Genomic DNA, 11,447 nt, shown 5'->3' with positions numbered 1-11,447 from the left:
GAGGCGCGCGACACAGAGGACCTAGCACGGGAGCGATAAAATGCTGTTAAAGCGGATGCCGCGGAGCGCCGGGCCATCCGGGACGGGGAACCATTTGGCAAGCCTGCCGCCGGACATAAAAAAACCGGCCGAAGCCGGTTTTTCTCGTCTCGGTCAGCCCGAGACCGTCTCGTTGAGCTGGGTCAGCTCGGACAGGAAATTCTCGATCTTCGTGCGATGCTCGTCGCCGTGGTGCGGCTGATCGAGTTCGGCGCGGGCCGCTTCGATCCGGCGCTCGACCAGCGTCGCGTCGAATTCGCTGACCGGCACGGCCGATTCGGCGAGAACGGTGCAGCCCGTCGGCAGGATGTCGGCGAAGCCGCCGAACACCACGTAGCGGTTGGTTTGGCCGCTTGCCGTCTTCACGGTGATGATGCCCGGCTTGATCGTCGTCATGGTCGGCGCGTGATTGGCCATGACGGTCATCTCGCCTTCCGTTGCCGGAATGACCACTTCGCTGACCTGCTCGGAAAGCAGCAGACGTTCCGGGGAAACGAGCTCGAGTTTGAAATCAGCCATATCAATTCAGCGAGGAGCGAATAGCGGATCGTTTCAGAAAACCGTCCCGGACATATCCACCTATCCCTACTCGCTACTCCCTATTCGCTCTATTCGCTTCGATTAAGCGGCTTCAGCAGCCAGGCGCTTGGCCTTCTCGACGGCTTCTTCCATCGAGCCGACCATGTAGAAGGCGGCCTCCGGGAGATGATCGTATTCGCCGTTGACGAGGCCCTTGAAGCCCTTGATCGTGTCTTCGAGCGCGACGAGCTTGCCCGGCGAACCGGTGAAGATTTCGGCGACGAAGAACGGCTGCGACAGGAAGCGCTCGATCTTGCGGGCGCGGGCGACCGACAGCTTGTCGTCTTCCGACAGTTCGTCCATGCCCAGGATGGCGATGATGTCCTGAAGCGACTTGTAGCGCTGCAGGGTCGTCTGCACCTTGCGGGCGACTTCGTAATGCTCTTCGCCGACCACCATCGGGTCGAGCATGCGCGAGGTCGAGTCGAGCGGATCCACGGCCGGGTAGATGCCCTTTTCGGCGATCGAGCGCGACAGAACCGTCGTGGCGTCCAGGTGGGCGAACGAGGTTGCCGGTGCCGGGTCGGTCAAGTCGTCGGCGGGAACGTAAATGGCCTGAACCGAGGTGATCGAACCCTTGGTCGTGGTGGTGATGCGCTCCTGCATCTGGCCCATGTCGGTCGCCAGCGTCGGCTGATAGCCAACGGCCGACGGGATACGGCCAAGCAGTGCCGACACTTCGGAACCGGCCTGCGTGAAGCGGAAGATGTTGTCCACGAAGAACAGAACGTCCTGACCTTCGTCACGGAACTGTTCGGCGATCGTGAGGCCGGTCAGAGCGACGCGGGCGCGGGCGCCCGGCGGTTCGTTCATCTGACCGTAGACGAGCGCGGCCTTGGAGCCTTCGCCGCCGCCATGCTTGTTCACGCCCGACTCGATCATTTCGTGATAGAGGTCGTTGCCTTCGCGGGTGCGCTCGCCGACGCCGGCAAACACCGAGTAACCGCCATGCGCCTTAGCGACGTTGTTGATCAGTTCCATGATCAGAACCGTCTTGCCGACGCCGGCGCCGCCGAAGAGGCCGATCTTGCCGCCGCGTGCGTAAGGTGCGAGCAGGTCGACGACCTTGATGCCGGTGACGAGGATCTGCGCGTCCGTCGACTGCTCGACGTAGGACGGTGCTTCCTGGTGGATGGAGCGCTTGCCGGAGGTGATCAGCGGGCCGGCTTCGTCGACGGGCTCGCCGATGACGTTCATGATGCGGCCGAGCGTTTCCAGACCCACGGGAACCGTGATCGGTGCGCCGGTGTCCGTCACCTTCTGGCCACGGACGAGACCTTCGGTCGAGTCCATCGCGATGGTGCGAACGGCGTTTTCGCCGAGGTGCTGCGCCACTTCGAGAACCAGGCGCGAACCGTTATTGTCGGTTTCGAGCGCGTTCAGGATCGAAGGCAGCTGGCCTTCTTCGAAAGCAACGTCGACGACAGCGCCGATAACCTGCGTGACGCGGCCGACGGCAGCGGTCGTCGCTGCGATGTAGTTCGGGGTCGCTGTATCAGCCATGTTCTTACCCTCTTGTCCTAACCTTAGAGCGCTTCCGCGCCCGAAATGATCTCGATGAGTTCCTTGGTGATCTGAGCCTGGCGCTGGCGGTTGTAGCTCAGCGTCAGCTTGTTGATCATCTCACCGGCATTGCGCGTGGCATTGTCCATCGCGCTCATCTTCGCGCCCATTTCGCCCGCGACGTTCTCGAGCAGCGCCCGGAACACCTGGACCGAAATATTGCGCGGAATGAGGTCGCTCAGGATCTCGCCCGCATCCGGCTCGTATTCATAGATGGCGGCAGAACCGGTATCGGCCGATGCTGCAGCGGGAACGGCGGCGGGGATGAGCTGCAGCGCCGTGGGAACCTGGCTGATCACCGACTTGAATTCGGAGTAGAACAGGGTGCAGACGTCGAACTCGCCCTTTTCGAACAGGCCGATGACCTTCTTGCCGATCTGGTCGGCATTCTCGAAACCGATCTTCTTGACTTCGCGCAGATCGACGCGGTCGATGATCAGCGACGCGAACTCGCGGCGAAGGATGTCGAAGCCCTTCTTGCCGACGCAGATGATCTTGACCGTCTTGCCTTCAGCCAGGAGCTTGCGGATGTGATCGCGCGCAAAACGCGCGATCTGGCTGTTGAAGCCGCCGCAGAGGCCGCGTTCCGCCGTGCAGACGACCAGGAGATGCGTCTTGTCGCGGCCGGTGCCCGTCATCAGCAGGGGGGCGCTGTCGTCCGTGCCGACCGCCTGGGCGATGTTCGACAGGACGATGCTCATCCGCTGCGAGTACGGCCGGGCGGCCTCGGCCGCCTCCTGCGCACGCCGAAGCTTCGCCGCGGCGACCATCTTCATCGCCTTGGTGATCTTCTGCGTCGCCTTGACGGAGGCGATCCGGTTCTTCAGATCCTTGAGAGAAGGCATCCAGTATCCGTCCTAGGTAGCGTCTGCGGGTGCGTCTTGAAGCAGACGATCAGGAAAACGTCTTTGCGAAAGCGTCGATCGCCGCCTTCAGCTTGCCCTTGGTGTCGTCCGAAATGGCCTTTTCGGTACGGATCGTGTCGAGCACGCCCTTCCCTTCGGAGCGCAAGTAGGACAGCAGGCCCTGCTCGAACGGACCGACCTTGTTGACGGCGATCTTGTCGAGGTAGCCGTTGACGCCGGCGAAGATCACCGCAACCTGTTCTTCCGTCTTCAGCGGCGAGAACTGCGGCTGCTTCAGGAGTTCCGTCAGGCGCGCGCCGCGGTTCAGCAGGCGCTGCGTCGAGGCGTCGAGGTCCGAGCCGAACTGGGCGAAGGCCGCCATTTCGCGGTACTGCGCAAGCTCGCCCTTGATCGAGCCGGCAACCTGCTTCATCGCCTTGACCTGCGCGGCGGAGCCGACGCGCGAGACCGAGAGGCCGACGTTCACGGCCGGGCGGATGCCCTGGTAGAACAGGTCGGTTTCGAGGAAGATCTGGCCGTCGGTGATCGAGATCACGTTGGTCGGAATGAACGCGGACACGTCGTTGCCCTGCGTTTCGATGACCGGCAGAGCGGTCAGCGAACCGGCGCCCTTTTCGTCGGACAGCTTGGCAGCGCGCTCGAGAAGACGCGAATGCAGGTAGAAGACGTCGCCCGGATAGGCTTCGCGGCCCGGCGGACGGCGCAGCAGCAGCGACATCTGGCGGTAGGACACGGCCTGCTTGGACAGATCGTCATAGCCGATCAGCGCATGCATGCCGTTGTCGCGGAAATATTCGCCCATCGCGCAGCCGGCGAAGGGTGCGAGATACTGCATCGGAGCCGGGTCGGAGGCCGTCGCGGCAACGATGATCGAATACTGCAGCGCGCCGCGCTCTTCGAGCACCTTGACGAACTGTGCGACCGTCGAACGCTTCTGGCCGATGGCGACATAGACGCAGTACAGCTTTTCGCTGTCCGGACCGTTGTCGTGAATGGCCTTCTGGTTGAGGATCGTGTCGAGAATGATTGCGGTCTTGCCGGTCTGGCGGTCACCGATGACCAGCTCGCGCTGGCCGCGGCCGACGGGGATGAGGGCGTCGATGGCCTTGAGGCCGGTCGACATCGGCTCATGCACCGACTTGCGCGGAATGATGCCCGGTGCCTTCACGTCGACGCGCGAGCGGCGCGTTGCGTTGATCGGGCCCTTGCCGTCGATCGGATTGCCGAGCGCATCGACCACGCGGCCGAGCAGTTCCGGGCCGACCGGAACGTCCACGATGGCGCCGGTCCGCTTGACGGTGTCGCCTTCCTTGATGGCCCGGTCCGAGCCGAAGATGACGACGCCGACATTGTCGGCTTCCAGATTGAGCGCCATGCCGCGCACGCCGCCGGGGAACTCGACCATTTCGCCCGCCTGGACGTTGTCGAGACCGTAAACGCGGGCGATGCCGTCACCGACGGACAGAACCTGGCCGACTTCGGAGACCTCAGCCTCCTGGCCGAAGTTTTTGATCTGATCTTTGAGAATTGCGGAAATTTCCGCGGCGCGGATATCCATCAGCCGACCTCTTTCAGTGCAAGCTTAAGGCTCGAGAGCTTTGTGCGAAGGGAAGTGTCAATTTGGCGGGACCCGACCTTGACGATCAAACCACCGAGAATAGACGGATCGACGGTGACGTTGATCGCCACCTCTTTGCCGGTGACGCCCTTGAGCGCCGCCTTCAATTCAGTCTGCTGCTGATCGCTCAGCGCATGGGCCGAGATGACCTCGGCGGAAACTTCGCCACGATGGCGGGCGGCCGTCTCGCGGTACGACCGGATGATGCCCGGGACAGCGAAGAGACGGCGGTTGCGGGCGACGACCTTCAGGAAGTTGCCGACGAGACCGGTGAGACCGGCCTTCTCGGCAATGGCGGAGATCGCCTTGAACTGGTCATCAGCCGAAAAGACGGGGCTGAGAATGAGGCGCTTCAGATCGGCGCTTTCGTCGATCAGGGCCTGGAAACGATCGAGATCGGCCTGCACGTTTTCCACCGAGCCGGCTTCCTGCGCCAGATCGAAAAGCGACGACGCGTATCTTTCTGCAACACCGGAAATGAGGTCGGACGTTTTTGCCACGGGCGCGCTTCTCTTGCTGCGATCCAAGAGCGATCTTCGGACGGACCGAAAACCGAACACATTGAATTTGTTGCTATATCCTCAAGGACATCCTGGCCTGACAGGCCCGGCTCCCCCACGAAGTCGGGGTTCGTCTAGCATAGGAAAAGTGGACTCGCAACACGCGAGGGGAGCGATTGCACGATCCTCGGGCCAAATTCTGCCCAAAAGCGGGAGTGTGATGGCCTCGGCGAGGTGTCTTGCGGGCTTCCCGCCTCAGAAGACGCCGAAAACATAGGCCAGCGGCAGGATGGCCAGCACCATCTGCACGAGAACAAACAGCCAGTTCACGACCGTGTTACCTTGATCCGACACCATGGACAGGATGCGCCCGAAAGCGGCGAGCGCGAAGGCCGAGCCGAGCGCGAGATAGACCATGGGCTGGGCGAGCACGATGGCGGCAAGCCCCAGACCGAGCGGAAATCCACCAAGTGTGGAGCGTGCCTCGGCATAGCCGCCGCGCCGGCCGTCCCGCAGCGAAAGCCCCATGGCCCGGAACGAGAGGCCCGGCGCGAACAGGAAGAACAGCCCCATGACGCAGGTCGCCACGGCGCTGAGGAAAGCGAGGAACTCGCCGGTCTCGGTCGGTATATACAGATCCATCGCCGCGATCCCATGCCCCTGTCATCGTCCGGCATAGTGCCGACTTTGCGAAGATTTAGAGCAAGTGGGCGCGGAAGGAAATCGCTCTCGACCAGCCTCAGAGGAAACTTTGCGGATCGATATCCAACTGGACCGACACCGAACCGCGCACCTTGGGCCCCGCAGCGATCATCGCCCGCATGAAGGCCTGCATGTCGCTGTTGCGCCGGCCGTGAACGAGAAGCCGGAACCGATGCCGGCCGCGAACGACCGCCAGCGCCGCTTCGGCGGGTCCGAGCACGGTGATGCCGGAGACCTGCGGTGCGGCCTGGCGCAGGCCGCGCGCATGCGTCTCCGCGTCCGCCCGCGTATCGGCCGAGACGATCACGGAGGCGAGCCGCCCGAACGGCGGCAGCACCGCCCGCTCCCGCTCGCCGATCTCGCGCGCATAGAACGCCTCGGCATCGCCGGAGACGATCGCCTGCATCACCGGATGCTGCGGCTGATAGGTCTGCAGCAGCCCACGGCTCTTCAGCCCCGTTCGCCCGGCGCGCCCCGTCACCTGGCTCAGGAGCTGGAAGGTCCGTTCGGCCGCGCGCGGATCGCCATTGGCAAGCCCGATATCCGCATCCACGATGCCGACGCAGGTCATCATCGGGAAATTGTGGCCTTTGGCGACGAGCTGCGTGCCGACGACGATATCGGCCTCTCCCTTCGCGATGGCCTCAAGCTCCAGCCGCAGGCGCTTCACGCCCATGAGGTCGGAGGAGAGCACGATGGTGCGGGCTTGCGGAAAATGCCGGTCCACCTCCTCGGCGATCCGCTCCACGCCGGGCCCGCAGGCGACGAGATGATCGAGCGTGCCGCATTCCGGGCAGGCCTCCGGCGTGCGTTCCGCATAACCGCAATGATGGCACTGGATCTGGTTGCGGAACCGGTGCTCCACCAGCCAGCTCGAACAATTGGGGCACTGGAAGCGATGTCCGCAGACGCGGCAGAGGGTCAGCGGCGCATAGCCCCGCCGGTTGAGGAAGAGCAGCGCCTGCTCGCCCTTCTCCACCGCCTTGCCGATGGCCGACAGCAGCACGGGCGAGAGGAAGCCGCCACGCTCCGGCGGATGCCGCCGCATGTCGATCAGCCCGAGATCCGGCATGGCCGCTGCGCCGAAGCGGGTGCGCAGGTGGATCGGCCGGTAGCGCCCGACCTCGCCATTCACACGGCTTTCCACCGATGGCGTCGCCGATACGAGCACGACCGGGAAATCGCCGAGCCTTGCCCGCACCACCGCCATGTCGCGCGCATTGTAGAAGACGCGGTCTTCCTGCTTGTAGGCGGGATCGTGCTCTTCATCGACGATGATGAGGCCGAGATTCTCGAACGGCAGGAACAGCGCCGAGCGCGCACCGGCCACGACCCGCACGCCGCCTTCGCTCACCTGCCGCCACACCTTTTCGCGGGTGCGGGGCGCGAGATCCGAATGCCATTCCGCCGGCTTTGCGCCGAACCTTTTCTCGAAACGGTCGAGAAAGGCGGCCGTCAGAGCGATTTCCGGCAGGAGGATCAGCACCTGCCGGCCCTGCCGCAGCGTCTCGGCGATCGCCTCGAAATAGACCTCCGTCTTGCCGGACCCGGTGACGCCGTCGATCAGCGAGACGGAAAACGTCTTTTCGGCCGCCGCCGCGACCAGCGTATCCGCCGCCTCGCGCTGGATCTCTTCCAGCTCGGTCGCGGCATAGTCCGCATCGGGCGGGGCCACCACCGGCGGCGGCGGCATGAAGGTGGTCTCGAACACGCCCTGCGCGCGCAGGCCCTCGACCACGCTGGTCGAGACACCCGCGGCATGGGCAAGGCCGGATCGCGTCCAGCGGAAGCCATCCGCAGCCGTCTCCACCACGCGCGTCCGCGCCGGCGTCATCCGGTCCGGGCGCCGGTCGGTCAGCTGCAACCCCTCCACCATCGGCTCGGGATCGAAGGCCGCGGGTACGCGCAGCGCCATGCGCGCGACGAGACCGGGCGGCGACAGCGTATAGGCCGCGACCCAGTCGAGAAAGGCACGCATATCGCGCGAGAGCGGCGGGCAATCGAAGACCTGCGTGATGGATTTCAGCTTCTTCGGATCGACGGCCGGTTCCTCGGTCGCATCCCAGACGACGCCCGCGACCTGTCGCGGCCCGAGCGGCACCTGCACGATCGAACCCGGCTGAACCGCCATGCCGTCCGGCACGCGGTAGGAATAGGCCTTGTCGGCGGGCATGGGCACCAGAACCGGCACGACCCTGCCCGGCGCGTGTCGGGAGGTTTCGCCCCCGAACAGATCAATCGAATCGCCCGTCATTGCGGCGGACATTGCTCCCGTGGGCGCAGAAAGAAAAGAGGCGGCCTTGCCGCGCGTGTCGTCAGGTCGTCACCGGTGCGGGATGCCGGGCAGCGGCGGCCACTGGTTCGGCAGGCGGTGCGTCGGCAGGCATCCTTGCCGGCTGCACGGGCGCGAACACCGCATCGCCGTCGCGCGCCAGATCCATCACCGTATGCCGTTCGAGCGCGCGGGTCACCTCCGCCGTATCCCCGTCCAGCGCGTCGGGCGGGATCAGATGGCCGACGGTCATGTCGAAGACGTTGCCCTTCTTGTTGAGCAGTTCGTGGAACACGGTCATGTCGCGCAGTTCGGTCGACCATTTCGCCAGCCAGTAGAACAGGCCGGAATTGCGGGCCTGCATGTGCACTGGCAGGATGGCGAGGTTGTGCTTGCGGGCAAAGCCGACGACGGAGGTCTTCCAGGGGCGCTCGTTCAGCCGTCCGTCCGCCCAATAGGCGATGCGGCCGGAGGGAAAGAGCACGGTGGCCTTGCCCTCCGATATCGCGCGGTTCGTCACCTGCAACGTCTCGCGCGCCTTCAGCTTGCTCTTGTGCTCGTCGCGCCACTCCACGGGAATGACCATCTCCACGAATCGCGGATTGACCCGGATCGCATCCCGGTTGGCAAAGAACATCATGTCCGGCCGGCGCGCCTTGAGCAGGTCGAACACCGCGACGCCGTCGGCGATGCCGGTCGGATGGTTGCTGACGAGCAGGAAGCCACCGCTGCGCGGAATCCGCTCCTCATGCGCCACGCGGATGTCGAGCGACAGCGTGTCGCTGAGATACTGAAAGGCCTGGAAGCCCGGCAGGTTGGCGACGCCGTTCGCGAATTCCAGCGCCTTGCGGTAGTTCAGGAGCGTGTAGAGTGCCGGCCGCATCACGGGCCAGAGCGGATGGTGGACGATGCGCTGCCCGCGCTCGGCGATCAGCGTATCCACGATATGGCCGGGCTGCCCCTGCGAGACGAGCGACACCGCCTCCGCGAACTGAGTGAAACCGCCTGCCGAGCCTTGTCTTGTCATGGTCGTCCCGCCGCCGCGTATCGCTCACCTATGGCAAATGAATATGATTGAGCGATGACGGATTCCAAGGGGATGTTAGCAATTCGGCAAGACCTGTGCGCCCAGACTTGATGTTTCCACGGCGGACGAGGGCTTCGACATGAACGCGTTTCTGGTGATCGGCGATGCCGTGCTGATGGCCGAGCGGGAGGCGTGGCTGAAGGCGCTGTCGAACGAGCGGCGGCTGTCGGACAAGACGGTGGAGGCCTATGAGCGCGATACGCGGCAGTTCCTCGCCTTCCTCACCGGCCACCTCGCCGGCCCGCCGAAACTGTCGGACATCAAGGCGCTGCGGCCGGGCGACCTGCGCGGCTTCCTCGCCACCCGTCGCCGCGATGGCGCGGGCGCCCGCACGCTCGGCCGCGGCCTTGCCGGGCTGCGGTCCTTCCTGCGCCATCTGGAGCGCAAGGGCCTGGTGAACGCGGCCGGCGCGGGCGCGGTGCGCTCGCCCAAGCAGCCGAAATCCCTGCCGAAGCCGCTGACCGACACCGATGCGCTGGCCGTGGTCGCAAGCGACGCCCAGCTGAGCGAGGAGCCGTGGATCGCCACCCGCAACGAGGCGGTGCTGACGCTGCTCTACGGCTGCGGCCTGCGCATTTCCGAGGCGCTCGGACTGACGGCCGACGATGTCGCGGGCACCCCGCGCGCGCTGCGCGTCACCGGCAAGGGCGGCAAGACCCGCATCGTGCCGCTGATCGCGCCAGCGCTCGATGCGGTGCACCGCTATCTCGCGCTCTGCCCCTATGCAGCCGAGGGGAACGACCTGATCTTCCGCGGTGCCAAGGGCGGCGTGCTGCAGCCGGCGATCATCCAGCGCGAGATGCAGCGCCTGCGCGGGGCGCTGGGCCTGCCCGATACGGCGACGCCCCATGCCCTGCGGCACTCCTTCGCCACCCACCTCCTGGCCGGCGGCGGCGATCTGCGCACCATTCAGGAACTGCTCGGCCATGCCAGCCTGTCGAGCACCCAGATCTATACCGGCGTCGATTCCGCCCGCCTGCTCGACATCTACGATCGCGCCCACCCCCGCGCCTGAAAACAGCCCGATCCGCGTTAACCATGCGCCTTAATCCGCTCGTGACGTCTCCGCCGCTAGGGTGACGGGACCCGCCAAGGAAAGGACGATCCGTGCCCGCGACGACCCCGACGAGAGGCCCCCTCTCCGCACCTCTTGCCCGCTTCCTGGTCGATACCCTCGTCTCGCTTGCCGCGCTCCTGCCCGTCATTCTCCTCGCAGCCCTTGTCGCCGCCTGTCTCAATGTCGGCAGCGCCCGGGCGCAAGAGACCGCCTGCAACGGCGTCAACCTGCTCGAAAGCTGGCAAAAGGCCGCGCCCGACCGTGTCGCGCGCGTGACGGCCGAGGCAGCGCTCGTGCCCAACGGCACCGGCACATTCTGGAAGATCGAGAAGCCGGGCGTTCCCGCCTCGTATCTGCTCGGCACGATGCACGTCACCGATCCCCGCGTGCTGGCCATGCCGCAGGGCGCGCCCGACGCCTTTGCCGGCGCCGCGACGGTCATCGTCGAATCGGACGAGATCCTCGACGAAAGACGCGCCCAGGCGGCCCTGTTCTCCGACCCGAGCCTGACCATGTTCACCGATGGCAGCACGATCGAAAGCTATCTCGATGCCGACCAGAAGGTGATCCTGACCGAGGGCCTGAAGGCGCGCGGCCTGCCGCTGGCAGCCGTCGCCCGCATGAAACCCTGGATGATCGCGAGCTTCGTCTCGCTGCCGCCCTGCGAACTGAGCCGCAAGGCCGGCGGCGCCGTCTTCCTCGACCAGAAACTGGCACAGGATGCCGTCGCGACGGGAAAGACGCTGAAAGGTCTGGAGACCATGGTCGAGCAGATCCATGCCCTCAACGACCTGCCGATGGCCTTCCACATCTCGGCCCTCGTCGACACGCTCAAGCTGGGCAATCTCGTCGAGGACGCCATGGAGACGACGACCGAACTCTATCTCGAGGGCCGGATCGCCACCATCATGCCCATGCTGAAGGCAGCTTCCGAAACCGTCGAGGGCAGCGACTCCGAACAGGAATCCGTCGCCTTCGAACAGCGCATCGTCACCGATCGCAACCATGTCATGGCGACGCGCGCGCGTCCGAGCCTCGATGCCGGCAACGCCTTCATGGCGGTCGGCGCCCTGCACCTGCCCGGCCCGGAAGGCGTGATCGAGCTGCTCCGCAAGGACGGCTTCACCCTCACCGCCATGCCCTGACCCTGCCGCACAAAGAGAA

10 protein-coding genes are annotated in these 11,447 nt (G+C 65.1%); 2 read left to right on the top strand and 8 right to left on the bottom strand.

The genetic code is table 11. From position 1 onward, the window contains the following. Positions 1-153 precede the first annotated feature (153 nt). From LRX75_RS04690 to LRX75_RS04655, 8 genes are all read right to left on the bottom strand, one after another. Complete coding sequence (locus tag LRX75_RS04690) at positions 154-558, bottom strand: F0F1 ATP synthase subunit epsilon (protein ID WP_231812321.1); 405 nt, start codon at positions 556-558, stop codon at positions 154-156. Between the two features lie 102 nt (positions 559-660). Then, positions 661-2,121 (bottom strand): F0F1 ATP synthase subunit beta, encoded by a 1,461-nt coding sequence (gene atpD, locus LRX75_RS04685; protein ID WP_113149792.1) that lies wholly within the window; start codon positions 2,119-2,121, stop codon positions 661-663. Between the two features lie 23 nt (positions 2,122-2,144). Further along, on the bottom strand, positions 2,145-3,026 hold the full coding sequence (locus LRX75_RS04680; RefSeq protein ID WP_113149793.1) for a F0F1 ATP synthase subunit gamma: 882 nt from the start codon (positions 3,024-3,026) through the stop codon (positions 2,145-2,147). Between the two features lie 49 nt (positions 3,027-3,075). Further along, positions 3,076-4,605 (bottom strand): F0F1 ATP synthase subunit alpha, encoded by a 1,530-nt coding sequence (gene atpA / locus LRX75_RS04675; RefSeq protein ID WP_113149794.1) that lies wholly within the window; start codon positions 4,603-4,605, stop codon positions 3,076-3,078. After that, entirely contained in the window at positions 4,605-5,165 is a 561-nt protein-coding gene (locus LRX75_RS04670; RefSeq protein WP_162742913.1) for a F0F1 ATP synthase subunit delta, read from the bottom strand. The genes atpA and LRX75_RS04670 overlap by 1 nt, the downstream gene beginning before the upstream one ends. 255 nt (positions 5,166-5,420) lie before the next feature. Then, positions 5,421-5,807, bottom strand: coding sequence for an AGROH133_08824 family phage infection protein (locus LRX75_RS04665; protein ID WP_113149796.1), 387 nt, complete (start codon positions 5,805-5,807; stop codon positions 5,421-5,423). Positions 5,808-5,904: 97 nt separating this feature from the next. Further along, positions 5,905-8,121, bottom strand: a complete 2,217-nt coding sequence (locus LRX75_RS04660) for a primosomal protein N' (protein WP_231812319.1) — start codon at positions 8,119-8,121, stop codon at positions 5,905-5,907. 61 nt (positions 8,122-8,182) lie between these two features. Then, positions 8,183-9,166, bottom strand: coding sequence for a GNAT family N-acetyltransferase (locus LRX75_RS04655; protein WP_231812317.1), 984 nt, complete (start codon positions 9,164-9,166; stop codon positions 8,183-8,185). A 139-nt stretch (positions 9,167-9,305) separates the two neighbouring features. On the opposite strand from LRX75_RS04655, the gene LRX75_RS04650 reads away from it, so the two are divergent. Both LRX75_RS04650 and LRX75_RS04645 read left to right on the top strand, forming a co-directional pair. Next, the gene (locus LRX75_RS04650) at positions 9,306-10,241 is read left to right on the top strand and encodes a tyrosine recombinase XerC (RefSeq protein ID WP_231812315.1); all 936 of its coding nucleotides are present in this window, start codon (positions 9,306-9,308) and stop codon (positions 10,239-10,241) included. 146 nt (positions 10,242-10,387) lie between these two features. Further along, positions 10,388-11,428, top strand: coding sequence for a TraB/GumN family protein (locus tag LRX75_RS04645; protein ID WP_269456071.1), 1,041 nt, complete (start codon positions 10,388-10,390; stop codon positions 11,426-11,428). Positions 11,429-11,447: the final 19 nt, after the last annotated feature.

The organism is Rhizobium quercicola (genome assembly GCF_021168455.1).
Classification (GTDB): Bacteria; Pseudomonadota; Alphaproteobacteria; order Rhizobiales; family Rhizobiaceae; genus Ferranicluibacter; species Ferranicluibacter quercicola.
This window is presented reverse-complemented; position numbering and strand designations above follow the sequence as displayed.